This is a genomic window from Pseudomonas sp. 3MA1 (assembly GCF_029237275.1).
Classification (GTDB): domain Bacteria; phylum Pseudomonadota; class Gammaproteobacteria; order Pseudomonadales; family Pseudomonadaceae; genus Aquipseudomonas; species Aquipseudomonas fluorescens_AP.
Genome location: NZ_JAACFX010000015.1, coordinates 104,535 through 128,206 on the forward strand (window position 1 = coordinate 104,535; position 23,672 = coordinate 128,206).

The window sequence follows — 23,672 nt, forward strand, 5'->3', positions numbered from 1 at the left end:
AAGATTCTCGGGTGTTTGTCGCCGGTTTTCCGGCCCTTCCCGGGAAGGTGACAGCCAGGTTGCCAAGGTGGACAAGCGCGTCGGGCGGCAAGGGCCGACGGCGCTGGCCACCGGGTCTGAACATGACAGAACGAGGAACCCGAGGTTGGCGGCTTGCCGGGTCGGGAGTGCAGCCAGCGGCGTGAAAATTCATGGCTGCCCTGCCCTTCGGCCCCCGCCTTTGCTACTCCCCTCGGAGCCGGCTTGCCGGCGAAGAGGCCCGCGCGACCTGCATCGCCGGGGCCGACGCCTTCGCTGGCAAGCCAGCTCCTACGGACCGGGCCCGGCGGGATCGGACCGGATCGGATCGGACCGGGCCAGGTCGAATCGGGTTGTGCGGTTCAAGTGACCAACTGGTTGATCTCGATGATCGGCAGCATCACCGCCATGACGATCACCAGCACCACGCCGCCCATGACCACGATCATCAGCGGTTCGAGCAAGGCGGTCATGCCCATGGCCCGGCGTTCGATATCCCGCGACAGGGTCTGCGCCGCGCGCTCCAGCATCGGCGGCAAGGCGCCGGTCTTTTCGCCGCTGGCGATCAGGTGGATCAGCACCGGCGGAAACACCTTCTCCACCCGCAGCGCCGCCGCCAGGCTGGCGCCCTCGCGTACCTTGGCCGTGGCCTCGCTGACGCTCTGGCTCAGGCGGTCGTTGGACAGTGTCTGGCGCGCCGCCTCCAGGGCCCGCAGCAGCGGCACCCCGGCGCCGCCGAGGATCGCCAGGGTCGAGGCGAAACGCGCGGTGTTCAAGCCCAGGACAAAACGCCCGAACAGTGGCAGGCGCAAAATCCGGCTGTGCCAGTTCAGGCGCGCCCGGGGGTTGCGCAGGTACAGCCGCCAGCCCCAGAACCCCGCCGCCATGGCGCCGAAACACTGCAGGCCCCAGGCACGGATGAAGTCGCTGGCGCTGAGCATCGCCAGGGTCAGCCCTGGCAGGTCCTGGCGCGCCTGGGAAAAGGCGCTGACCACCTGGGGCACCACGTAACTGAGCAAAAAGATCACGATGCCGATCGACACCAGCCCCACCACCCCGGGGTAGATAAAGGCGGTGAGGATCTTGCCGCGCAGGCCGTTGCGCTCCTCGATGTAGTCCGCCAGCCGCTCCATGACCTGGGCCAGATCGCCGGACTCCTCGCCCGCGGCGATCAGTGCCCGGTAGATCTCCGGAAAATCCCGCGGCCGCGCCGCCAGGGCCTCGGCCAGGCGCATGCCGCTGCGCACATCCGCGCGCACCGCGCTCAGGGTCTGGGCGATGTGCTTGCGCTCGGCCTGCTCCACCGTGGCGCTGAGCGCCGCCTCCAGGGGCAGGCTGGCCCCCAGCAGACTGGCCAACTGGCGGGTGGCCCAGGCCAGGTCGTTGTCCGAAAGTCTGGGGCTGAAGATCCCCCCAGCTGCGCCGGCGCCATTGTTGCTGTCCAACTGCACCTGCAGCGCGGTCAGGCCACGGCTGCGCAGACTGGCGAAGGCCGCGCCCTGGCTGTCGGCTTCCAGGTGCCCGGATTCGATCTTGCCGAGGGCGTCGGCGGCTTCGTAGCGATAGCGATTCATCAGGCGTCCCGTGTCACACGTAGGATTTCTTCGGCGGCGGTGGCGCCGCTGCGGACCCAGCGCTCACCGTCCTCGCGCATGCTGAGCATCCCGGCCCGGCGCGCGGCGGCGCGCAAGGCCTGCTCATCCGCGCCCTGGTGGATCAGGCTGCGGATGTCGTCGTCGATGCAGAACAGTTCATGAATGCCGGTGCGCCCGCTGTAGCCGATCTGGTTGCAGGCCGCACAGCCCACCGGGCGCCAGGTGCCGGGGGCAAGCGGATCGGGCGCCTTGCAGTGCGGGCACAGACGGCGCACCAGGCGCTGGGCCAGCACCCCGAGCATCGACGAAGCCAACAGGAACGGCTCCACCCCCATGTCGATCAGGCGGTTGACCGCCGACACCGCATCGTTGGTGTGCAGGGTCGCCAGCACCAGGTGCCCGGTGAGCGAGGCCTGGACCGCGATCTGCGCGGTTTCCAGATCGCGAATCTCACCGATCATGATCACGTCCGGGTCTTGGCGCAGGATCGCCCGCAGGGCCAGGGCGAAGGTCATGTCGATCTTGGCGTTGACCTGGATCTGGCTGATGCCCGGCAGGTCGTATTCCACCGGGTCCTCGACGGTGAGGATATTGCTGGTGCTGGCGTTCAGCCGGGCCAGGGCGGCATAGAGGCTGGTGGTCTTGCCGCTGCCGGTGGGCCCGGTGACCAGGACGATGCCGTGGGGCTGGCGGATCAAGTTGTCGAGGCGCGCCAGCAGGCCCGGGTCCATGCCCAGGGTTTCCAGCTGCAGACGCCCGGCCTGCTTGTCCAGCAGCCGCATCACCACCCGCTCACCGTGGCCGGTGGGCACCGTGGACACGCGGATATCGATGGGCCGCCCGGCCACCCGCAAGGCGATGCGCCCGTCCTGGGGCAGGCGTTTCTCGGCGATATCCAGCTGGGCCATGATCTTGATCCGCGACACCAGCGCGCCGTGCAGCGCCTTGCGCGGCGACACCACGTCACGCAGGGTGCCGTCGACCCGATAGCGCACCACCGAGTGGGTCTCGAAGGGTTCGATATGGATATCGCTGGCCTCGTCCCGCGCGGCCTGGGTGAGCAAGGCGTTGATCATGCGGATCACCGGGGCGCCGTCCTGGGTGTCCAGCAGGTCGGTGATTTCCGGCATGTCCTGCATCAGGCGGTCCAGGTCCACCTCGTTCTCCGCCGCCCCGACCACCGCGGCGGCGCTGCCGGTGTCGGCGTAGGCGGTGGCCAGCAGACCGTCGAGTTCCTCTTCGCGGATGCGCTCCAGGCGCGCGGCGCCGAACTGGCGGCGGGCTTCGCTGATGGACCAGCCGGGGGTCGAGGGGCAGACCAGCAGGACCGCGCCCTGTTCGCTGTGGCGCAGGAGGATGCGGTGGGATTTGGCCCAGGCGTAGGGGAGCTGGGGGGATTGGGGGAGCATTGTTTGGGTCTCCTGATGGGGGACATATCCGTTGCTGCGGGTGCTGCTACTTACGGTTCCGCTCTTACAGCGGTGGGCTGTGTACATATCCATTTCTGCGGTAACGGCCACTTATGGTTTCGCTCTTACAGCGACTCACTTTTGAAAAGCGCAAAAGTAAGCAAAACGCTTCTGCCCCTCCACTCGGTGCCTCGCCTAGGCTCGGCATGCCCGAACTCCGGCATTGATCCGTGGGCCGCCGCAATGGGCCATCCCTGGCCCAGTGCGGCTAACCCGGCGTCCTGCCGGGTTACCCACGGCTCAATGCCTGCGTTCGGCCATCGTGTCTAAAGGGGCAGGAAGATCAAAAGCAAGATCAAAAGCAAAAGCAAAAGCAAAATCTGACGGCGGCCTGCCGGCCGACCTGTTTCATTGCCGTTAGCGTTACGTGTAGCCGCTGCCGAAGGCTGCGAACGGCTCCGGAGGAGACGCTAAACCTGCCTCCCCGATATTCCTGACATATCGCGCCGCCTGGTTTTGCGAGCGCGAGCGCTCGTTCGCAGCCTGCGGCAGCGGCTACAAGGAGACGGCCTGCGCACCTTGGCTTTGGCTTTGGCTTTTGATCTTGATCTTGATCTTGATCTTGATCTTGATCTTCAGGCCCCTTCCCAGCAGGCCGAGCGTAGGCGTTGCGTAGGGGGCAGCTCGGCATGGATGCCGAGCTAGCCGCCACCCGGCCATGGATGGCCGGTTGGCGGCGGGCCCCCGGAGCAATGCCGGAGCTCGGGCACCCCGAGCCCCAGCGAGGGGCCGTATGGAGGGGCAAGCGTTTTTGCTTACTTTTTTGGCGTTTGAAAAAAGTAAGTCGCCGTAAGGGCGAAACCGCAAGTGGCTGCACCCGCAGCAACGGATATGTACACAACCCACCGCTGCAAGAGCGAAACCTCCAGCAGCCGCACCCGCAGCCACGGATATGCACCCCGTGGCACAGTGCCCTAAAGGCGCAACCACCAGCCACCGCAACCGCCGCCATACCCCCACCATCCCCCACCAACGCCCCATTCATTGCACCGGCACCGCCCGAATCGTCGCCCGCGGCCCCTGCCCAGGCCCCTGCCCTGGCGTCTGCAACGACACCGGCGCCACCCCGGGAATCGCCTTGCTCGCCGCCGGCAACTGCGGCGCCTGCATATCCGGCAGCGCCCAGCTGCGCTCCGGCTGCAACGCCCCCTGGGCCCGACGCATGAAGTCATAGCGATTGAGCGTAATGCTGCGCCCCGCGCCACTGTCGCGAATGATGTAGGGCCGCAAAAACACCATCAGGTTGGTCTTGGTCACGCTGCGCTTCTCATTGCGGAACAAGGCGCCGATCCCCGGGATGCTCGACAGCCACGGCACCGCGTCGTTGCTCTGGCTGTAGCCGTCCTGCAGCAACCCACCCAGGACCATGATCTGCCCGTCATCCAACAGGATGCTGGTATCGATCGCCCGTTTGTTGGTCACGGTGCCGGCGTCCACCGAGGCCCGGGGGTCAACGCTGCTGACTTCCTGATAGATGTCCAGCTTGACCGTGCCGCCCTCGGAAATCTGTGGCCGCACGTTGAGTTTCAGGCCCACTTCTTCGCGCTGCACGGTCTGGAACGGGTTGTTGCTGGTGCCGCCACCACCGGTGACGTAGCTGCCGGTGACAAAGGGAATGGTCTGGCCAACAAAAATGCTCGCCGCTTCGTTGTCCAGGGTCAAAAGGTTCGGCGTCGACAGCACGTTGGTGCCGCCCTTGCTCTTCAGGGCCCGGGCCAGGACCTTGAGGTCCAGCACCTTGCCGATCCCCGGGATGTCCACGGTGCCGTTGACCACGCCGATGTTCAGGCCCTTGGGCAGGACGTCGAGGCTGGTCTTGCTGGCCGGTGTCCCCACCAGCCCGCTGCCGCCCAGGTTGACGCCGCCAAAGCCGCCGCGCCCGCCGAGGTTGCCGGCCTGCCATTGCACGCCGAACTCGCTGGCATCGTCTTCGCCCACTTCGACGATCAGGCTTTCGATCACCACTTGGGCCCGGCGCTGGTCGAGCTGGTCGATGACTTCCCGCAGGTTGCGGTACAGCGGATCGGGCGCGGAAATCAGCAAGGTGTTGGTGGTGGCGTCGGCCTGGATGGTGACCCCGCCGGCGCTGAAGGCGGTGTTCTGGTCCGCTGACTGGCCAGTGCCGCTCAAACCGCTGCCGGAGTTGCTGCCCTGGCCGTAGGCACTGCTGCCACTGCTGCCGACGTTGCCGCTGCCGGTGGGCGTGCCGCTGCTGTTCTGGGTCGGGCTCTGGCCGCTCTGGCTGTTGCCGCCCATGCCGCTGAGCATGGCCCGGGCGCCATCGTTGCCGGTGCTGTCGCTTTCGCCGGTGAGCAGCCCGCGCAGGGCCTGGGCCAGCTTGCCGGCCTGGGCGTTGCGCAGGTAGACCACATGCAGGTTGCTGGGGTTGCTCTGGGCGTTATCGAGCTTGTAGATCAGGTTGCGCGCCAGCTCGGTGCGCTCCGGGCTGCCGGCGCGAATGATGATGGAGTTGGAGCGCGGGTCGCCGATCACGCTGATCTTCTGGGTCGGGTCGGCGCCCTGGGTTTCCAGCAGTTCGGCGACCATGGTCGCGATGTCCACGGCAATCCCGTTCTGCACCGCCACCACATCGGTGTCGATGGCGCTGGGGGTGTCGATGCCGTCGATGATCTGTGCGACTCGCTGCAGGTTCTCGGCGTAGTCGGTGACCACGATGCTGTTGTTGCCCGGGTAGGCGTTGATCGGGTTGTTCGGCGAGACGATGGGCCGCAGCACCGGGATCAGGTTCACCGCGTTTTCGTACTGCAAACGGAAGGTGCGGGTCAGCATGCCGTTGCCCGCCGGCTTGTCGCCGCTGTAGATCGGCCCGCCCAGCAGCTTGGCATCGGCCTCGGGCACCACTTGGGCCACCCCGCCCACGTCCACCACGGCAAACCCCTGCATGCGCAGGGCCGCCAGCAGCATGTCGTAGGCCTGATGGGCCGGCACCTGGCCCTCGCTGACCAGGGTCAGGTTGCCCTTGACCCGCGGGTCCACCAGAAACTGCTGGCCGGTGGAACGGGACAAGGCGCGCACCACCGCCTGGATGTCGGCCTCGACGAAGTTCAGTTGCACCGGCTGGTCCCCCAGGGGATTGCGCGGCATGCTGCTGCGCGGCGCGCTGTGGCCGCGACTGCTGCTGGTCACCGGGTGCAGGACTTTGGGCCGCTGGGCCTGTTGCGCCTGCAAGCGTTCACGGTCCGCCAGGGCGTCGCCGCTACGCCGGGTGTCGGCCAGGGGCTGGCCCAGTTCACTGTCCACCAGCAACGGCGGCGGCGCGGTGGAGGTGGTGTTGCTGCAGGCCCCCAGCGCCAGCAGCAGAAACGGTGCGACCTTGCGGCACTGGCGCACGTAGTTGGAGCCTGACCCCTTCATGAAGCTTCCTTAGCGCCCTGCGCCTGATCCATGCGAACGGTCCCGGACAGTGTGCCTGCCGAGTCTTGGGCGGCGGCCGCGTCTGCGCGTTGCAGACGAGCCTCCACCACCTGCAGTGAAAGCTGTCGGGGCGTCCCCAGCAGCCAGCCGACCACGGCATCCGCCGGGGCCTGCTCAAAGGTCAACCGCCAGCTCTCGGGGCCGGCTTGATCGGTGCGTTGCAACTGGTAGCGGTCCTTGAGCCCGGCGCCGTCCAGGGTCTGGCGCAGGGATTGCTCAAGACTCGCGCCGCGACGCTCAGGGCCCGCCGCCTCGTGCAACAGCACTTCCAGGGCCTCGGCCTGGGCCCGCAGCTTGGGCGTCTCGGCTTGCCAGTAGTCGATCTTCTTCAGCGGCGGCTGAATCAGCAGCCACCACAGCAACAGTCCCAGCACGCCCAGGGCGGTGGCGCCCAGCAGACGGCGCTCCCGAGGCGCCAGAGCGTTCCAGTGGCCCTGGGCCTGGGTCCGCAGGCGTGCCCAGCGCGCCTGGTACTGCACCAGCCTGGCCTTATTCATCTTCAGCTCCCGGGGCGTTGTCGGCGCCATTGGCCGACTCGCCCGCGGCCGGGCTCAGGGTCCAGCCATTGACCTGGGCCTGGACGCTGTAGCCGGCCTGGGTCAGGGCCCCCTGCCAGCCGCTGTCGGCGCGCTTCGGGGTATCGGGCAGCAGTTCCAGCTGCAAGCGCTGGTCGGCATAACTCAGGCTCTGCACGCTGCCCACCATGAACGGCATGGCGCTGCCGGCCTGCAGCAGCAGGTTGACGAAACCCTGGCCCGGGTCCGCCGCCCCGCTCTGCTGCGCCGCCAGTTGCTGGCGGGCCTGTTGCAAGGGGTTGAGCACCACCGGCAATTGCGGAAACACCTGCCGGACCCGCTGGCTCATCTGGCTCTTGAGGCGCTGGCCCTGCTCGGCCTCACGGGCGGCATACAAGTTCAGGCCCACGACCCACACGGCCACGGCCAGGGCGCAGCAACCCAGGGCCCGGCCCCAGCCCTGGACCGCGCCGCGCGCCGCCGTCGCCCCCGCCTGCAGGCCCCAGGCCGGCGCCGCGCCGCTCCAGCGCTGTTCGATCGGCAGGCGTTGCAGCACGCCTTCGGGCGCGTCGTCACCGATCCAGCCCAGCCCGATGCCGGAGGCGCGCAGCTGCTCCAGGGTTTCCTCTACCAGCGGCTGCACGCTGGCCTGGGCGGCGCTGTGGCGCAGCAGCAACTGACCGTCCAGCAGGCACAGGGTGTGCTGCCCCGGCGCCGGCACCGCCAAGGCGTAAGGCGCCGGGTACAGGCCCGACAGCTTGAGCCCGGCCTGTTGCAACAGCTCGCCCAGGGCCTGCAAACGGCGCTTGGGCAGCCAGCTCAAGGTCACCTGGCCCTGGGCATCCCGCGGGCCGTGGGCGACATGCATCTGCTCGCCGGCGCCGAGGATCAGCGCCTGGGCCGCGCAGTCCACCGCGGTGTTGATCCGCGCCGCCGGCAATGGCGGCAACTCGATGCTGGTCAGCAGACTGTCCTGCGGGTGCAGAAAGCATTCCAGTGCCAGCCCTCGGGCGTCCTGGCCCAATGCCTCAAGCGTCCTGGGGCCAAGCTCGGTAACCCGCCCGGCGCGGTCGAGCCGGGCGCATTCCAGGGGCACGGCCAGGGGCCGGGGCGCCTGCAACAGTTCGGCCAGGGGCGGCAAGGCGAGGCGCACGCGGCTCATGCGCCCACCCGCGACCAGATCACCTGGGGCATGCGGTCCTCGGGGCGGTGCAGCAAGGCTTGCAGGGTGATCTGCCGCTGCTCGCGACGGACCTGCCCCTGGAGCAGGAACCACTCGCTGGTGATGCCGACCTTGATCCGTTCCTGGGCGGCAAAGGGCAGGTGCAGGCGATTGACGAAGTCGCCACGGTTGATGAACCAGTGCCCGGCGTCGCGCTCCGCCACCAGGGCCCGGGCCTGGGCCAACGACAGCCCGGGCACCGCCGCCGCCAGCACTTCGGCGCTGGCGGTGTTGCCATTGATCCAGGTATTGCCCGGCAGGATGCCGACGTAGGGCTCAAGGCGCGCCAGCAGCGCGTCATCGACGCCCGGCAGGCCCCGCAGGTCGTCCAGGCCGCGCAGCATCGGCTGGCGCGGCGGCAAGGTCTGGGCCAGCGCCCCCGGCGAGGTCAGGCGGCCGCTGTTGAATGTCCCCGGGGTGCCGCCGCCGGCGGCGGCCGTACCAGGCACGCGCTGCGGGTACGAGGCGATCACCCGCTGGCTGATGCGCCGGCTCAGGGCGGGGTCGACGCCGAGCAACTGGCACAGCTGTTGGAAGCTCTGCACCTGCTCCGGGTCCACCTGCTGATCGAACACCAGGTTGCGCAGGTTGAACTTGCCCTGCAGGTCTTGCAGGCGCCCCTGGAAACGGCCGCCGGATGCGCCCGGCACCGGGTCGTCGATGGGCCGCGCCCAGGGCTGGTCGAGCCGGGTCAGCACCTCGCGCTGGCGGGCTTCCCAGAGCAACTGCCGGCTGTATTCCAGGCCGCCCTGCAACACCCCGCTGCCGACGATCCGCGCCTGCTCGGCTTCCACCGCGCGGGTCAGGACGGTCTGCCGGGACAGCATGCCGGCGGCGATCACCGCCACCACCGCGGCGATCAGCAAGGCGCTGATGATGGCCATGCCGCGCTGCTTCGCCGCACTGGGCGAATGACTGTTCATGGGCGGCCTTAGAGCTGCCAGGAGCCGATGTCGGCATTCACGCCTTCGCCGTCGGGCTGGCCGTCGGCGCCCAGGGAGAACACGTCCACTTCGCCGTTGGCCCCCGGGTTGAGGTAGTGATACGGGCGGCCCCAGGGATCGTTGGGCAGGCGTTCCAGGTAGGAGCGCCAGTTGCTGTCCTTGGCGTTGGCCGGACGCTCCACCAGCACCTTGAGGCCCTGGTTCATGCTCGGGTAGCTGCCGTGATCGAGGCGATACAGCTTCAGCGCCTGCATCAGCCCGGCGATGTCCTGCTTGGCCGCGGTGGCCCGCGCCTGGTCCGGGCGGTCCAGCACCTTGGGCACCACCATCACCGCAAGAATCCCGAGGATGACCACCACCACCATGATTTCGATCAGGGTGAAGCCACGCTGGCCTCGGGGTGCGGCGGTCGACGTTACAGGCGCGATATCCATCTCGACATTCCTTGGCTTGAGTTCGATTCGTCGCGCAGTGTTGCAAGAAGATATGTCAGTGGTATTGAAAAACCTCGGGAGTTTCGGTCGCCATTCGGTCAAGCCCGCAGGCTAGGCTGCGAGGCTGTTTCCCGGTGTCGAGCGGCCCATGCAAGCCCTGCGCAAACAAGCTGGATTTACCCTGATCGAAGTGCTGGTGGCCCTGGCCATCATTGCCGTGGCGATGTCCGCGGCGGTGCGCGTGGCCGCGCTGATGACCCAGAGCAACGGCCTGTTGCGGGACAAGTCCCTGGCCCTGCTGGCGGCCCAGAGCCGGCTCGCCGAGCTGCGCCTGGAAGGCCGTTTGCCCAGCGGATTGAAGAGCGTCGATTGCGACCAGGGGCGCCTGAAGCTGCGCTGCGAACAGGCGATCGGCGCCGCAGCCGCGCCCGGGCTGCTGCGGGTCAGCGTCCAGGTGCGCGACCGCAGCCGCGAAGCGCCGCCCCTGGCCCGGTTGGAAACCCTGATCAGCCGGCCCCAGGGGCCACGGCCTTGAGCGTCAGCGGGTCAGCCGCGGCAACAGCGGCGAGTCCGGCAGCTTGCTGACCTTGATCCGCGACTGCTCGGCGCCGCGCTCGATCAGCACGCCGTCGGCCTCCACCGCGACCAGGCGCACGCCCGGGCTCAGCTGTTCGCCGGCCAGGAAGCTGCGCGGCGGCCCGTCGTTCAGGCGCAGGATCGCCACCGCGCCACGGGCCCCGGCCATGACCCCGGACACCTTGATCTCCACGCTGCTGGGCTGGTTGGCGAACCACTGCAGGGCCGGGCTGTCGGAACGGGCGGCGAGCACCTGGGGCGCCACGGCCGGGGTCTGGGATTCGGCCGGGGTCAGCAGCAGCGACGACCAGGTGGCCACCCCGGCCAGGGCCGCCAGCAGCGCGGTGTATTGCACCAGTCGAGGGGCGGAAAAATCTGCGGCACGCAGCATGGTGGCAAGCATTGGCGGGACCTCCTGTTTGTCCGTTCCCGCAGCCTACAGAGCAATTCTCACGGTTTTATTTCACCCCGCGATCCTCGGCGCAAAGCCGGCTGATCGTATCGCCAAGGAGTGCAATCCGATGCCGTCGGACCAGCAACGGGGCTTCACCCTGATCGAACTGATGGTGGTCCTGGTGATCATCGGCATCGCCAGCGCGGCGGTGGGCCTGAGCCTCAAGCCGGACCCGCTGCAACCGTTGCGCAAGGACGCCGAACGCCTGGTTCAGGTGCTGCAAGTGGCCCAGGCCGAGGCCCGCGCCGATGGCCGGCCGATCACCTGGCAGGCCACCGCCAAGGGCTTTGCCTTCAGCCGCCGGACGCCGTCCGGGGACGCCATCGACGACCTGCGTGGCGATGCCCTGCTGCGCCCCCGCGCCTGGGAAACCCCGGGGCTGCACGTGCGCATCGAACCCGGGCAACGCCTGATCCTCAACGCTGAGTGGATCACCCCGCCGCTGCGCCTGGTGCTCTCCGACGGCCGCCACACACTCGCTGTGGAGCGCAGCGCCGCCGGCCAACTGCGGGTGGTAGAGCAGCCATGAAGCCTGGGCAGAGCGGCTTTACCCTGATCGAAGTGCTGGTGGCGGTGATGCTCATGGCCATCGTCAGCCTGATTGCCTGGCGCGGCCTGGACAGCGTCACCCGGGCCGACACCCACCTCAAGGCCAGCACCGAACAGACCGAGGAACTGCTGCGCAGCCTCAACCAGCTGGAACGCGACGTCGCCCTGCGGGCCGCCGTGCAACTGCGCGAACCGATCCGGGCCGACAGCGAAGAGGCCGAGCCCGACAGCCCGGCGCCGCTGAGCGTGCGCAGCTCCGACAGCAAGGGCTTTCGCCTGGAGGTGATCCGCAGCGCCGCCAACCCCGGCGACGGCCTGCAACGGGTGCGCTGGTGGCTCAAGGGCGACACCCTGTACCGCGCCGCGGCCGAGGCCCGCGATCGCTACCCTTTGCCCGCGCCCCGGGACGGGGTGGCGGTGTTGCACCGGGTCAGTGACCTGCAGGTTCGCGTATGGGATCCCGACAAGGGCTGGCGCCAGCTCAGCGGCAACCGCCGGGACAACCCCCAGGGCCTGGAGATCCGTCTGACCCGGCAAACGCCCCAGGGCACCGAACATTACCGCCAGGTGCTAGGGCCACTGTAGGCGCCAGCAGCCGCTCCAAGCTTGCGGCTTGCGGCTGTGGCTGTGGCTGTGGCTTTTGATCTTCCTGCCCCTTCAGGAGGCCGAGTGCAGGCATTGCGCAGGGGGCAGCTCGGCATGGATGCCGAGCTAGCCGCCCCAGGCCATGGATGGCCTGTGGCGGCGTGCCCCCGGAGCAATGCCGGAGCGAGGGAACGCCGAGCCTTAGCGAGGCGCCGGATGCAGGGGCAGAGACGTTTTGCTTACTTTTGCGTCCGTCAAAAGTGAGTCGCTGTAAAAGCGAAACCGCCAGTGGCCACAGCCGCAGTAACGGATATGTACCCCATCAACAACCGCCCTCTACTCCAAGGCCAACAGCATCCCTCGGAGCGCCATCGAGCAACGCCTCCACCACCGCCCGCGCCATCTCCACCGAATGCACCATGGACCAGATCAACCCGGTCTCCAGGCCACTACCCTGCCGGGTGATTTCATCACTGACCTCCTCCGCGCATTTAAGTAGCAACGCCACATGCACCAGCGCCTCCTCGACGCCCACGCCCGGGCGCACGCTGAACAGCGAGTCGGGTGCAACGGCCTGGGCCGTGGTCTTGAACTGGAACATCGCAGGATCCAATGGATGCCGGGTCAACGCTTCACGCAAGGAAGCATTGGCGGCCTTGAGCTGAGGATCGCGATAGGAAGTCGGTGGATCGGGAACGATCTTTTTCATGGTCAAACTCCAGTGAATTAAAGGAGCCGACACCGTTCGCTTGCACACGAAATAAGGTGGCAGCCGTACGCAGGTGTGCAAGACCGAGCCCACTGGCACACTCGGCAGATCCGAAGATCTCCCGCGTACGACCGCCATAACACAGCGGACACAAAAAACGCCCAATTAATGCTGAGCGCTTATGCACCAGATTGGGAATCGGACTTGCACATCCGAGCCATCGATTTGGCGATGGCCCAGGCACCCTAGCCCGCCCACCAGGCGCATTCAAGCGGCCCGCAGTTTCTCGGATTTGCCTTACAAAAGAAAGCGACCAAACCCCGTTTCAACGACCTTTAAGCCCTCCTTCGCTCCAAGCTTGCGGCTTGCGGCTTGCGGCTTGCGGCTTGCGGCTAAGTCTTTGGCCTTTCAGCTCAGCAACACCACGCCGCCGGGCAGCTCGGTGCATTTGGCGCCGTAGGCGTCGCGGATCAGCAGGGCCACGCCCGCCAGCTGGTTGAGGGTGAAGCGCGCCTGGACCTTGCGCTTGCCCAGTTCGGCATTGAGCAGCACCAGCATCCCCGGACGATAGCGGTTGATCTCGCTGATCACGGTGTTGAGGCTGGCGTTGTCGAACACCAGCACCTGTTCGCGCCAGGCGATCACGCTGCGGGGGTCCACGACGGTCGGCTCGCCCACCGTCTTGGCGTCGTAGGTCAGCTGCCGGCCGCTGTCCAGGCGGATGCTGCGCCCGGCCACGGCCACCTGCAGGCTGCCTTCGATGCAGGTCACGCAGACTTGATGGTCAGTGTTGCGCAGGTTGAAACGCGCCTGACGGGCACTGAGCCGGCCGTCGCCGGCCTGGACCTGGAGCGGCTGCTGGCGCTGGCTGAAGACTTCCACCTCGCCCTCCAGCAGTTCGATGGCCTGCTCCCCCGGGGTCGGATCAAGGCGGCTGATGCGGGTCTGGGTGTTGAGTTCCAGGCTCAGGCCCTCGGCCAGATCGACCCGGCGCTGTTCGCCAACCGCGGTGGAAAAGTCCGCGGTCAATCCGGCAAAACCGCCCGGCACCGTGAGGCGCACCATGAACAGCGCCGCCGAGGCCGCCAGCGCGCCGCCGAGAAAGGCCCGGCGCCCGAAGTGGCGCGGCCGCGCTGGCTGCTCCAGCAGCGCCGCCGCCGGTTGCAGGCAGTGCCACAGGGCCTTGGTCTGCTCGAAGGCCGCCGCGTGCTGCGGGCTCTGCGCGCACCACTGGCGCAGGGCGCGGGCATCGGCGGCGGTGGCCTGCCCTGAAGTCAGGAGGACCAGCCAGTCCCGGGCTTCGCTCAGCCGTTGCTGGTCCGCCGAGGCCTGGGGTGGGGAGATGCTAAAAATGTTCAAGCGCGCAGGTACTCACGGATTGATCAGGGACTCTTGTCTAGGACGGTTTTCCGGCCCCGGGACCGAACCGCTGAATGACTTTTCTTTCAAGGCGCAGGGCGCAATGTCCCAGGGCGGCCTTGAGTTCCTTCTCCACCATCCGTGTGGAAATGCCGAAGCGCTGAGAGATTTCCAGGTGCGGCGCCTCTTCCAGGCGCGCGGCGATAAAGATCTTGCGCCGCCGCGCCGGCAACTCGTAGAGGGCCTTGAGCAGGGTCTGGATTTCTTTCTGCCCACCCACCACCCGCGACGGGTCCTGGGCGTCGTCGGCGATCTGCAGCAGCTCCTCGACCTCCTCGCCGGTCAGCAGGCGGGCGTCGGACTGGCGCCGATCGGCGGCGATGTTCAGGGCCATGCGGTACAGGTAGGCATTGGGCTGCAGCAGGTTCGGCGGCTCTTCCATGCGGTCGACCCGCAGGTAGGTTTCATGCAGGACGTCGTTGGCCAGATCCTCGGACCCCAGGCGCCTGCGCAAGCGCGCCCGAAAGTCCTCGTAGGACGTCAGGAACAGCCTGACCATCGTACTGTGTCCGGTATTTTTCATACCCCGGAAGCTCCTTCCCATTCCTTGCAGTCCATGCGTTTCCCTGTTGTGTCCGGTATCAAGAGTAAGGTCAGCGGCTGACGCAGCGAGCTGGGGGCCGGGCGTTCGACCCGGGTTGCCGCCAGGCGCTGCACCAGGGCTTCGTCCCGTTGCAGATCGCCGGTGGAGCTCACCAGGCGGCTGTGCTGCACCACGCCATCGGCGCCGATCCACAGTTGCAGCAAGGCGCGGAAGCCACCGGGCCGGGTTAACCGCGAAGCGCACAGGCTGCGCTCCACCGCCTGCTGCACGGCGCTGGCGTAACTGCTGTTGAGCCGCGTCGCCCGCGCCCCGCTCACGCCCTGGGGCGCCGCCGGCGCCGAGGCTGGCGGCACCTGCAGGGTGAACGCGTCGCTGCGGGCGTAACGCGCCATCAGGCCGGTGCCCGCCAGCAGGCGAGTCAACGCGTCGCGAGCGCTGAAGCGGCCCTTGATTCCCACCGAACGCCGGCCCCGGGTCAGCTCCTGGTCCACCAGCACCGCCATCCCGGTGAAGCGACTGAAGCGCTCCAGGGCCTGGGCCAGGTCCTGGGCCGGAATCTCCAGCTCCAGCACTGCCTGGGAATCCACCCGGGGCGGCCCCTCAGGCGCGGCGTGCGCCCCGGAAAAAAACAGCGGCGCCAGCAGCACAAGACCCAGCACACAGGTCGCCAAGCCCCTGTGCAATGAAGTCCACCGCCCGACCTGCGCGCTGCGTTGCTGCACGAGCGTCCAATCCCTGAAAAGCGTCATCCTGAGGCCAATTTATGAATCTGGTGTGACGGCCACGGCAAAAAAACCATCACGGTCCGGGGCCGGACTTTGCACTACACTCGGCGGCCATCGAGGCCCGATTCCGCGGGCCAGCCAGGAGGCCAGGATGAAACGTTCAAGCTGCTACACCGCTGTCCTGTTACTGCTCAGCGCCCTGCCCTGGACGCTGCAGGCCGAGGAAGCCAGCGAGGGCTGCGTGGAAGTCAGCGTCGGCGGCTACAAGGCCCCCGACTACAACTGCCTGAGCAAACAGATGGGCAACGATCCGGACGCGGTGAAGGCGGCCCAGGCCAACCAGCAGGCCATGGACGCGCCGCTGAACAAGCGCCCGCCGAACCAGGTCGGGCTGTCGACCCCGGCGGCCACCAGCGTGCGCATGGGCAACACCTTCGGCACCTCGGTCAAGCCGCAACGGCCTTGAGCGGCGCCGAGGGCCGCGGGCGGCCAGGCCGGTGAGCGCCTGCGGGCCCGTTACTGGGCCTCACTGCGGGCCTGGGCAGCGGCGCAAGCCGCGGGCGCCCCCGGCCCTTTGGCCAATCGCGCACTGTGCCGCCCCTTCCCTGGATCAGGCGCGATCCGTATACCGGGCGTTAACCGCGGTCGGGCTAGAGTCTCGTGCCTTGAAGCCCTTACCGATAAAGGCCCCGAGCATGACGGACGGATGGCAAACGCCTGCCGGCCGCCGTATCATTGGCGTTTTTTTGCATGTTGGAAGCATGGAAAGCTATAAAAAACTGATCTTGCAACGACCCTGCCAAAGCATCTTCCTGATCGCCCTCGCGCTGTTCATGGCGCTGCAGTACAAGCCGGCAGTGCTCAACTACACCACGCGCTTCGTCGACTTTGCCGACTACATGCTGCAGCACGGCATGACGCTGTTCCCCATCGCCGACGATCTGCAGCCCTATCCCGACTACACCGTTGTCAACACGGTGCTGGTCTATCTGGCCTCGCTGCCGTTCGGCCAGTTGTCGGTGCTGTCGATGGGCCTGCCGTTCTGCATCGCCGCGTCGCTGATGCTGGTGTTCATCTACAAGCTGGGGGCCCTGCATGAGCAGAAATGGGGCGTCTGCGGCGTGCTCTTTGCGCTGTTCACTTGGGCCTTTCTGGACAGCGTCAACTCCCTGGCCCTGGACATCTACCCGGCGCTGATCACCGCGGGCTGCTTCTACCTGGCCTACTCCGCCGATCTCAAGCAGCAGCGCGGACGCCTGGCGCTGGTGTTCCTCGGCCTGATCCTGGGCTTTTCCCTGCGCGGCCCGATCGGCATGATCGGCCCGGCGCTGGTGGTTGGCACCTACTACCTGCTGAGCCGGCAGTGGCGGACCCTGGTCGGCTTCTCACTGGTGAGCGGCCTGCTGTTCGCCGCCGGGGTCGCCCTGCTGGCCTGGGCCGCCCACGTGCAGGGCGGCGACGCCTTCATGCAGGAAGTGCTGGAGATGCAGGGCCTGGGGCGGATCGCCAGCGATCACTCGCCGCGCTATTACTTCTACTTCAGCGCCGGGCTGCTCACCTACAGCTTCACGGCGTTCTACGCCCTGTGCGTAATAGCCAGAAGCGGTCGCCAGTGGCTCAGCGCCCCGCCGCAGTCGGCGCCGCGCCTGCTGCTGCACCTGGGGGCCTGGTTCGTGGTGCTGATCGTGTTCTTCACCATTCCCAACTCGAAGAAGGCGCGCTACGTGCTGTCCATCACCCCGGCCATTTCCCTGCTGGCGGCCTATATCTTCATCGACCCTAACGGCGTGTTCAGCGCCACCCGCAGACGCCTGCTGCGCCTGTGCCTGAACCTGCCGGCCATCGGCGCGATCCTGGCGCTGCTGGTGCTGGGCTACAACAGCTTCGCCGCCCGGCCCTTGCAGCCCAACTTCGCCGGGGTGTTCGCAAGCTTTGCCGTGCTCAGCGGCGTGCGCCATTGGATCACCCGGCAATACGCCGGACACCGGCATTACGAGGTCATCGTCCTGGCATTCGGCGTAGCGGCCTTCCTCCTGCTGGACGGGTTCTTCTTCAACGCCATCACCTATCACCTGGAGCTGGCCAACGAGCCCACCCCCAAATTCCTGCCTTACTGGTTCTGGTAAGGCGGGCGTCCAGCGGGTCGTCGCCGCAGCCGCGGTGCGGCCCCGTCCAGGCCCGCCAGGCTCGACCGGCAGCGAGCCACGCCGTTGACCGGCATCGTGCAAGATTTTGTAACACTCACGAGCCCCTCCGAGCATGCAACGGAACTGGCACAGTGCTGTCACATCGCAATCGGTAACGGCACAGCTCGTGCGGCGGCCGGCAGCCCAGGTGGCGGCGCCGCGCAGTGCACGAATGCTTGACGGCCACAGGTTACCGGCCTTGGCCTGCCGCCCGTGCGGCAGGCCCTTTTCCCTCAAGGCTGAAAGAGCGAACCATGAAGCAGAACATCCTCCTCGTATCCGTCTGTGCCGCCCTGCTCCAGGCCTGCACTCCGGCCTCCACCACTCCTGCAGGAGGTCCTTCCATGCCCGTCAGCAGCGCCTCCGTCAGCGCCCAGCCTGCACTGTCCGCCTACTACTGGCAGCTGGTCGCGGCCAGCGATGCGGCGGGCAAGCCCGTCGCCAGCCTGGAGCCGGGCATCAAGCGTCCGCTGCGCCTGACCTTCGTCGGGCAGAACCTGAGCATCAGCGGCGGTTGCAACCGCCAGTTCGGCGGCTTCGAGCATGAAAACGGCCGGCTCAAGGTGCAGCCCCTGGCCTCGACCCTGATGGCCTGCGAACCCGGCCTGATGACCCTGGATCGGGAGATCGGCCGCCTGTTCAAGGGCGACTTGCGCACCACCTTCGGCGGCGACCAGGCCACGCCAACCCTGCAACTGACCGCCCAAGACGGCACCCTGCTGAAGTTCGAGGGCCAGCCGACCCCGGAAACCCGCTACGGCAGCCAGGGCCAGACGCGCTTTCTGGAAGTGGCGGCCAAGACCGTCCAGTGCAGCCACCCGCTGATCCCCAACGTCCAGTGCCTGCAAGTGCGCGAGCGGCGCTATGACGAGGCCGGCCTGCAACTGCCGACCCAGGACACCTGGCACCCGCTGTACCAGTCCATCGAGGGTTATGAGCACCAGGACGGCGTGCGCAACGTGCTGCGGGTCAAACAATACGAATGGAAGAACCCACCGGCCGACGCCCCGTCCACGGTCTATGTGCTGGACATGGTGGTCGAGCAGGACGCTTCGGCGGCCCACTGAGACGCGCCACCCGCCTGCCGGGATCAACCGCCAGGCCAATAAAAAGCCCCGTATCTTGCGATACGGGGCTTTTTTGCTTCTGCGCGGGGTCAGGCCGTTACAGCACCGACTGACCGCTCATGGCCAGGTCCAGCAGCTCGCGGTTGGCCACCGCGTACATGGCGTAGTCGGTGCCGCTGGCGGCACGGATTTCCACCATCATCGAGCGCCAGCGATCGGCCATGCTCGCGTTCTGCTCCAGCCACAGGGCCACGCGGGCTTCCATGTCTGCCGGCCCATCGGCCAGTTGCAGGACCTTGATGGTGATCGCCCGCTGCTGCCAGTCCACGTCATCACGGAAGGCTTCGCGCGCCGCCGCCTGCCAGTTGTTGGCCACCGGCAGATCGCTAATCTGCTGCAGGTACCACGGCAGGTCCAGGGCACTGCCCACGGCGAAGTAGGCCTTGGCCACTTCGGCGGCATCGTGGCCGGTGACATCGGCGGCCTCGATGATCGGCAGCAGGGTGTACAGGTGGGTGGTGCCTGCCACCATGCGCGCCAGCAACTCCGGAACCCCGGCTTCGACATAGGCGGTGTAACGGGCTTGCCAGCCTTCGCGGGTCGGGCCTTCGAGCAGCTCGTCGAGCTTCAGGCCCAGGGCCGCCAGGTGCGGACCGAAGTGGGCGACGTCACGCGCGGCATCCTGCTCGTTACGCCGGCTGCGCAGGAACCAGCGAGTGGCCCGACGCCCCAGACGCATCAGCTCGTCCATCAGTTCCAGTTGCACCTGGGCCGAGACCTGGTGATCCAGGGCCTCGATCTGACGGAACCAGTGCGGCAGGTGGAAGATGTCCCGCACGATCACGTAGGCACCGGCGACGTTGGCCGGGCTCATGCCGGTGGACTCCTTCAGGCGCTGCACGAAGGTGATGCCCATGTGGTTGACCAGGTCGTTGGCGATCTGGGTGCTGACGATCTCGCGCTTCAGACGATGGCGACGCATGGCTTCGGAGAACTTGGCCACCAGGCTCGGCGGGAACGCGGTCTCCATGTCACGGGTCAGGTAGTCGTCATCCGGCACCAGGGACTTGAGCAGGGCTTCCTTGAGGTCGATCTTGCTGTAGGAAATCAGCACCGACAGCTCGGGACGGGTCAGGCCCTTGCCGGTCGCGGCGCGCTCGCTGAGCTGCTCCTCGGTCGGCAGGTACTCGATGGCGCGGTCCAGCTTGCCACGGCCTTCCAGGTCGCTCATCAGGCGCTTGTACTCGGCAGCACGCTCGTAGGCACGGCGCGCGGCCAGGGACAGGGCCTGGGTCTGCTTGTAGTTGTTGCCCAACACCAGGCCGCCGACTTCGTCGGTCATGCTGGCCAGCAGCTGGTTGCGCTGCTTGTCGGTCATGTCGCCGGCCTGCACCACTTCGTTGAGCAGGATCTTGATGTTCACTTCGTGGTCGGAGCAGTCCACGCCACCGGCGTTGTCGATGAAGTCGGTGTTGGAACCGCCGCCATTGAGGCCGAACTCGACGCGACCCAGCTGGGTCATGCCCAGGTTGCCGCCCTCGCCCACCACTTTGCAGCGCAGCTCGTTGCCGTTGACCCGCAGGGCGTCGTTGGCCTTGTCGCCGACATCGGCGTGGCTTTCGCTGCTGGCCTTGACGTAGGTGCCGATACCGCCGTTCCACAACAGGTCCACCGGCGCCTTGAGCAAGGCGTTGAGCAGCTCGGTCGGGGTCAGCTTGTCGGCCTGGATGTCGAAGCGCTCTTTCATCTGCGGCGAGATGGCGATGCTCTTCGCGCTGCGCGAGAAGATGCCGCCGCCTTCGGACATGATGCTGGTGTCGTAGTCGGTCCAGGCCGAACGCGGCAGCTCGAACATGCGCTTGCGCTCGACGAAGCTGGTGGCCGGATCCGGGTTCGGGTCGATGAAGATGTGCAGGTGGTTGAACGCCGCCACCAGTTGCAGCTTGTCGGACATCAGCAGGCCGTTGCCGAACACGTCGCCGGCCATGTCGCCGATGCCGACCACGGTGATGCTGTCTTCCTGGACATTGATCCCGCGCTCGCGGAAGTGGCGCTGCACGCCAACCCACGCGCCCTTGGCGGTGATGCCCATCTTCTTGTGGTCGTAACCGGCGGAACCGCCGGAGGCGAAGGCGTCGCCGAGCCAGAAGCCGTAGTCGATGGCAATGCCGTTGGCGATGTCGGAGAAGGTCGCGGTGCCCTTGTCCGCCGCTACCACCAGGTACGGGTCGTCGCCGTCATGCCGCACCACGTTGGCCGGTGGCACCAGGGCGCCGTCCTTCAGGTTGTCGGTGATGTCCAGCAAGCCGGAGATGAAGATGCGGTAGCAGGCGATGCCCTCGGCCGCGATCTCGTCCCGGCTGCCGCCCAGTGGCAGGCGACGGGGCAGGAAGCCGCCCTTGGCGCCCACCGGCACGATCACCGAGTTCTTCACTTGCTGGGCTTTTACCAGGCCCAGGACTTCGGTACGGAAGTCTTCTTCACGGTCGGACCAGCGCAGGCCGCCGCGAGCCACGTTACCGAAGCGCAGGTGCACGCCCTCAACCCGTGGCGAGTAGACGAAGATCTCGAACTTGGGCACCGGCTTGGGCAGCTCGGGGATCAGGTGCGGGTTGAACTTGAAGCTGAAGTAGGACTTGTTCTGGCCGTTGGCGTCGGTCTGGTAGAAGTTGGTCCGCAGGGTGGCCTTGATCAGGTCCAGGTAGCGACGCAGGATGCGGTCTTCGTTGAGCACCTGGACGTCGTCCAGGGCGCTGAGGATCGCCTGTTCCAGACGCTGCTGCTTGTCTTCCAGGTCTTCGCTGGTGAGCTTGCGCGCCAGGTAGAAGCGGGTCTTGAACAACCGGGTCAGCTCGCGGGCGATGTCGGTGTGGTTGTTCAGGGTGCTGGCGATGTAGCCCAGGTCGAAGCCCAGGCGGATCTGCTTCAGGTAGCGGGCATAGGCCCGCAGCAGCGCCACGTCGCGCCATGGCAGGCCGGCGGTCAGCACCAGGCGGTTGAAGGCGTCGTTCTCGGCATCGCCACGGACGATGTGGACGAAGGCGTCCTGCAGCGTGTCGTTGAGCTGCTGGATGTCCAGGTCCAGGCCTTCGGCGGCGGTGAAGGCGAAGTCGTGGATCCAGTACTCGCGGCCATTGTTGTGGCGCAGGCGGTACGGGAACTCACCCAGCACGCGCAGGCCGAGGTTTTCCAGGATCGGCAGCACGTCGGACAGCGCCAGCGGGGTGTCGGCGTGGTACAGCTTGCAATGCAGCTCGCGCTGGCCGGACACCTGGCCCAGGGGCTGGTAGAAGCTCATCACCAGCGGGTTGGCTTCGGTCAGGCTCAGCAGGTGCTGCATGTCCACCACCGCCGAGTGGGCGGCGAAACGCTCGCGGTAGCCGGCCGGGAAGCCTTTGGGGAAGTCCGCCAGCACATTGGTGCCGTGGGCTTCGCCGAAGCTTTCCACCACCAGGCTGGCGTAGTCGTCCTGCCAGCTGCGGCAGGCCTGCACCACTTCTTTTTCCAGCAACAGCGGGTCGATGTCGATGCGTTGTTTCGGGTCCACTCGCAGGATCAGCTGCACGCGGGCCAGCACCGACTCGGAGAAGAAGGTCCAGAACTCGCAGTCGGTGGCTTGCAGGCGATCCATCAGCACTTGCTGGATCTTCTGCCGCACTTCGGTGGAATAGATGTCGCGCGGCACGTAGGCCAGGCAGTAGCAGAAGCGACCGTAGGGGTCCTTGCGCAGGAACACGCGGATCTTGTTGCGTTCCTGGATCTGCACGATCGACATCACGGTGCTGAACAGCTCGTCCACCGGGGTCTGGAACAGATCGTCCCGGGGCAGCACTTCCAGGACCTGGGCCAGTTCCTTGCCCAGGTGCGCCTTGGCCTGGAAGCCCGAGCGCTGCTCGATGACTTCGACCTTGCGGCGGATGTAGGGAATCACTCGCACGCTTTCGCCGTACACCGAGGAGGTGTAGAGGCCCATGAAGCGGCATTCCTTGATGACCTTGCCGTCGGCGTCGATCTGGCGGATCGAGACGAAGTCCGGGTAGGCCGGACGGTGCACGCGGCTCGGGTGCGCGGCCTTGGCGAACGACAGCGGCGTCGGTTCGCGCAGGTAGTTGACGGCGTAGTCTTCGATGCGCAGATCTTCGGCAGTCAGGCCGGCGCGCAGCAGCTTGGCCAGGCCGAGGAAGGAGCTTGGGTCATAGTCGATATGCCCGCCGTCCTGGTCGACGCCCACCACGAATTCTTCATAGCCGAGGAAGGTGAAGTGGTTGCCCACCAGCCATTGCAGAAAGCTCTTGATCTCGGCCTTTTCATCGGCGGCGATGGCGAACTGGCTGTTGTCGATGCTTTCGATCAGTTCCTGGACCTTGGCCTTCATCGGCTCGAAGTCGGCCACGGCCACGCGCACTTCGCCCAGCACCTGCTCCAGCTCCTTGCCCAGCACGCTGAGTTCGGCGGCATTGGCGCAACGGTCGATCTCCAGGTACATCAGCGACTCTTGCAGCACGCCCTCGCCCTGGGTGCCCTTGGGCAGGACTTCCAGCAGCTCGCCCTTGCTCCCGCGGCGCACGCTGAGCACGGTGGTCTGCAGGGTGTGGATGCTGTAGCCGCGACGGTTGAGTTCGGTGCGTACCGAATCTACCAAAAACGGCAGGTCGTGATGCAGCACTTCCACCGCGGTGTGGGTCGACTGCCAGCCGTGACGTTCATAGTCGGGGTTGTAGACGCGCACTTGCGGTTGCGCGTGGTCGAAGCGCTCAAGCAGGCGCCAGGCAGAAAGGGTGCAGCCCGCCAGGTCGGACATGCGACGCTGGGTGAGTTCGTCCAGGGAAATGATGCCGAAGAATTGTTCAGCGAACAGCGCCACTTGTGGCAGTGCCTGTTCACTGATGTGCTGCGCCAGTGCCGCTTGCAGTTGGTGCTGGAAGTCGGCTTTGCTGGCTGCGGTGAAGAACGCCATCTGTGGTACTCCGCTTGGGCTTGTTATTGATGGTAGCGTCGCGTGCAAACCCCTTGCGGGGCGGTGGTGCATCCTGCTCCTGGTCTCGGGCAGAGGTCGCAGGATGCCAGGTGGATGAAGCTGGACGAGACGTGCAGGTCACATTCACCTTCCCGGGATGGGCATCTGCAAAAACGACTGGCGCCGGCGTGCCGCGCAATGCCTTTACAGGTGACCATCACAAATCAGACGCAACCCATTGCACTTGAGAACAAAATGTCCGCTGCGCA

The 23,672-nt window shown here is 66.8% G+C and carries 19 protein-coding genes; 6 read left to right on the forward strand and 13 right to left on the reverse strand.

From position 1 onward, the window contains the following. Positions 1-380: 380 nt before the first annotated feature. The 7 genes from gspF to gspG all read right to left on the reverse strand — a co-directional run bounded on the left by gspF (position 381) and on the right by gspG (position 9,632). Positions 381-1,592, reverse strand: coding sequence for a type II secretion system inner membrane protein GspF (gene gspF / locus GWQ44_RS28210; RefSeq protein ID WP_047304137.1), 1,212 nt, complete (start codon positions 1,590-1,592; stop codon positions 381-383). After that, positions 1,592-3,022, reverse strand: coding sequence for a type II secretion system ATPase GspE (gene gspE / locus GWQ44_RS28215; protein WP_275928821.1), 1,431 nt, complete (start codon positions 3,020-3,022; stop codon positions 1,592-1,594). The genes gspF and gspE overlap by 1 nt, the downstream gene beginning before the upstream one ends. A gap of 1,041 nt (positions 3,023-4,063) precedes the next feature. Continuing rightward, the gene (gspD, locus tag GWQ44_RS28220; RefSeq protein WP_275928822.1) at positions 4,064-6,457 is read right to left on the reverse strand and encodes a type II secretion system secretin GspD; all 2,394 of its coding nucleotides are present in this window, start codon (positions 6,455-6,457) and stop codon (positions 4,064-4,066) included. Beyond that, on the reverse strand, positions 6,454-7,014 hold the full coding sequence (gspM, locus tag GWQ44_RS28225) for a type II secretion system protein GspM (RefSeq protein WP_275928823.1): 561 nt from the start codon (positions 7,012-7,014) through the stop codon (positions 6,454-6,456). The genes gspD and gspM overlap by 4 nt, the downstream gene beginning before the upstream one ends. After that, a complete protein-coding gene (gene gspL, locus GWQ44_RS28230) occupies positions 7,007-8,194 on the reverse strand; it encodes a type II secretion system protein GspL (RefSeq protein ID WP_275928824.1) in 1,188 nt (395 codons plus the stop codon). The genes gspM and gspL overlap by 8 nt, the downstream gene beginning before the upstream one ends. After that, complete coding sequence (gspK, locus tag GWQ44_RS28235) at positions 8,191-9,177, reverse strand: type II secretion system minor pseudopilin GspK (RefSeq protein ID WP_016965881.1); 987 nt, start codon at positions 9,175-9,177, stop codon at positions 8,191-8,193. The genes gspL and gspK overlap by 4 nt, the downstream gene beginning before the upstream one ends. An 8-nt stretch (positions 9,178-9,185) precedes the next feature. Continuing rightward, positions 9,186-9,632, reverse strand: a complete 447-nt coding sequence (gspG, locus tag GWQ44_RS28240; RefSeq protein WP_047304124.1) for a type II secretion system major pseudopilin GspG — start codon at positions 9,630-9,632, stop codon at positions 9,186-9,188. A gap of 148 nt (positions 9,633-9,780) precedes the next feature. On the opposite strand from gspG, the gene gspI reads away from it, so the two are divergent. Beyond that, positions 9,781-10,167: a type II secretion system minor pseudopilin GspI gene (gspI, locus tag GWQ44_RS28245; protein ID WP_016965882.1), complete on the forward strand. Its 387-nt coding sequence runs from the start codon at positions 9,781-9,783 to the stop codon at positions 10,165-10,167. A 3-nt stretch (positions 10,168-10,170) separates the two neighbouring features. On the opposite strand, the gene GWQ44_RS28250 is transcribed toward gspI, so the two are convergent. After that, the gene (locus tag GWQ44_RS28250; protein WP_275928836.1) at positions 10,171-10,599 is read right to left on the reverse strand and encodes a type II secretion system protein N; all 429 of its coding nucleotides are present in this window, start codon (positions 10,597-10,599) and stop codon (positions 10,171-10,173) included. A 130-nt stretch (positions 10,600-10,729) separates the two neighbouring features. Between GWQ44_RS28250 and gspH the strand changes: the two genes are divergently transcribed. Continuing rightward, a complete protein-coding gene (gene gspH / locus GWQ44_RS28255) occupies positions 10,730-11,191 on the forward strand; it encodes a type II secretion system minor pseudopilin GspH (RefSeq protein WP_275928825.1) in 462 nt (153 codons plus the stop codon). Further along, positions 11,188-11,796: a type II secretion system minor pseudopilin GspJ gene (gene gspJ / locus GWQ44_RS28260; protein ID WP_016965885.1), complete on the forward strand. Its 609-nt coding sequence runs from the start codon at positions 11,188-11,190 to the stop codon at positions 11,794-11,796. The genes gspH and gspJ overlap by 4 nt, the downstream gene beginning before the upstream one ends. 322 nt (positions 11,797-12,118) lie before the next feature. Here gspJ and GWQ44_RS28265 read toward each other — a convergent pair whose 3' ends face one another. From GWQ44_RS28265 to GWQ44_RS28280, 4 genes are all read right to left on the reverse strand, one after another. Beyond that, positions 12,119-12,505 (reverse strand): hypothetical protein, encoded by a 387-nt coding sequence (locus GWQ44_RS28265; protein ID WP_275928826.1) that lies wholly within the window; start codon positions 12,503-12,505, stop codon positions 12,119-12,121. Positions 12,506-12,913: 408 nt separating this feature from the next. Further along, entirely contained in the window at positions 12,914-13,864 is a 951-nt protein-coding gene (locus GWQ44_RS28270) for a FecR domain-containing protein (protein WP_275928827.1), read from the reverse strand. A gap of 37 nt (positions 13,865-13,901) precedes the next feature. Beyond that, positions 13,902-14,447 carry an RNA polymerase sigma factor gene (locus GWQ44_RS28275; RefSeq protein ID WP_016967055.1) on the reverse strand — a complete coding sequence of 182 codons (546 nt, stop codon included), beginning with the start codon at positions 14,445-14,447 and terminating at the stop codon, positions 13,902-13,904. Then, on the reverse strand, positions 14,444-15,217 hold the full coding sequence (locus GWQ44_RS28280; RefSeq protein WP_275928828.1) for an STN domain-containing protein: 774 nt from the start codon (positions 15,215-15,217) through the stop codon (positions 14,444-14,446). Before GWQ44_RS28280 ends, GWQ44_RS28275 begins: the two co-directional genes overlap by 4 nt. Positions 15,218-15,344: 127 nt before the next feature. On the opposite strand from GWQ44_RS28280, the gene GWQ44_RS28285 reads away from it, so the two are divergent. The 3 genes from GWQ44_RS28285 (at position 15,345) to GWQ44_RS28295 (ending at position 18,446) form a co-directional block, all read left to right on the forward strand. Then, a complete protein-coding gene (locus GWQ44_RS28285; RefSeq protein ID WP_047304112.1) occupies positions 15,345-15,659 on the forward strand; it encodes a hypothetical protein in 315 nt (104 codons plus the stop codon). Positions 15,660-15,954: 295 nt separating this feature from the next. Then, positions 15,955-17,319 carry a hypothetical protein gene (locus tag GWQ44_RS28290; RefSeq protein WP_177435218.1) on the forward strand — a complete coding sequence of 455 codons (1,365 nt, stop codon included), beginning with the start codon at positions 15,955-15,957 and terminating at the stop codon, positions 17,317-17,319. 404 nt (positions 17,320-17,723) lie between these two features. Further along, positions 17,724-18,446 (forward strand): META and DUF4377 domain-containing protein, encoded by a 723-nt coding sequence (locus GWQ44_RS28295; protein ID WP_275928829.1) that lies wholly within the window; start codon positions 17,724-17,726, stop codon positions 18,444-18,446. Between the two features lie 97 nt (positions 18,447-18,543). Here the strand turns inward: GWQ44_RS28295 and GWQ44_RS28300 are convergent, their stop codons facing one another. Further along, positions 18,544-23,403, reverse strand: coding sequence for an NAD-glutamate dehydrogenase (locus GWQ44_RS28300; RefSeq protein ID WP_047304109.1), 4,860 nt, complete (start codon positions 23,401-23,403; stop codon positions 18,544-18,546). Positions 23,404-23,672 lie beyond the last annotated feature (269 nt).

Coding starts and splice junctions, on each gene's coding strand:
- GWQ44_RS28275 (WP_016967055.1), bottom strand. CDS start 14,447: ATGAAAAATACCGGACACAGTACGATGGTCAGGCTGTTCCTGACGTCC.
- GWQ44_RS28290 (WP_177435218.1), top strand. CDS start 15,955: ATGGAAAGCTATAAAAAACTGATCTTGCAACGACCCTGCCAAAGCATC.
- gspE (WP_275928821.1), bottom strand. CDS start 3,022: ATGCTCCCCCAATCCCCCCAGCTCCCCTACGCCTGGGCCAAATCCCAC.
- gspK (WP_016965881.1), bottom strand. CDS start 9,177: ATGAACAGTCATTCGCCCAGTGCGGCGAAGCAGCGCGGCATGGCCATC.
- gspM (WP_275928823.1), bottom strand. CDS start 7,014: ATGAATAAGGCCAGGCTGGTGCAGTACCAGGCGCGCTGGGCACGCCTG.
- gspF (WP_047304137.1), bottom strand. CDS start 1,592: ATGAATCGCTATCGCTACGAAGCCGCCGACGCCCTCGGCAAGATCGAA.
- gspH (WP_275928825.1), top strand. CDS start 10,730: ATGCCGTCGGACCAGCAACGGGGCTTCACCCTGATCGAACTGATGGTG.
- GWQ44_RS28250 (WP_275928836.1), bottom strand. CDS start 10,599: ATGCTGCGTGCCGCAGATTTTTCCGCCCCTCGACTGGTGCAATACACC.
- gspJ (WP_016965885.1), top strand. CDS start 11,188: ATGAAGCCTGGGCAGAGCGGCTTTACCCTGATCGAAGTGCTGGTGGCG.
- GWQ44_RS28300 (WP_047304109.1), bottom strand. CDS start 23,403: ATGGCGTTCTTCACCGCAGCCAGCAAAGCCGACTTCCAGCACCAACTG.
- GWQ44_RS28265 (WP_275928826.1), bottom strand. CDS start 12,505: ATGAAAAAGATCGTTCCCGATCCACCGACTTCCTATCGCGATCCTCAG.
- GWQ44_RS28285 (WP_047304112.1), top strand. CDS start 15,345: ATGAAACGTTCAAGCTGCTACACCGCTGTCCTGTTACTGCTCAGCGCC.
- GWQ44_RS28295 (WP_275928829.1), top strand. CDS start 17,724: ATGCCCGTCAGCAGCGCCTCCGTCAGCGCCCAGCCTGCACTGTCCGCC.
- gspD (WP_275928822.1), bottom strand. CDS start 6,457: ATGAAGGGGTCAGGCTCCAACTACGTGCGCCAGTGCCGCAAGGTCGCA.
- gspI (WP_016965882.1), top strand. CDS start 9,781: ATGCAAGCCCTGCGCAAACAAGCTGGATTTACCCTGATCGAAGTGCTG.
- GWQ44_RS28280 (WP_275928828.1), bottom strand. CDS start 15,217: ATGACGCTTTTCAGGGATTGGACGCTCGTGCAGCAACGCAGCGCGCAG.
- gspG (WP_047304124.1), bottom strand. CDS start 9,632: ATGGATATCGCGCCTGTAACGTCGACCGCCGCACCCCGAGGCCAGCGT.
- gspL (WP_275928824.1), bottom strand. CDS start 8,194: ATGAGCCGCGTGCGCCTCGCCTTGCCGCCCCTGGCCGAACTGTTGCAG.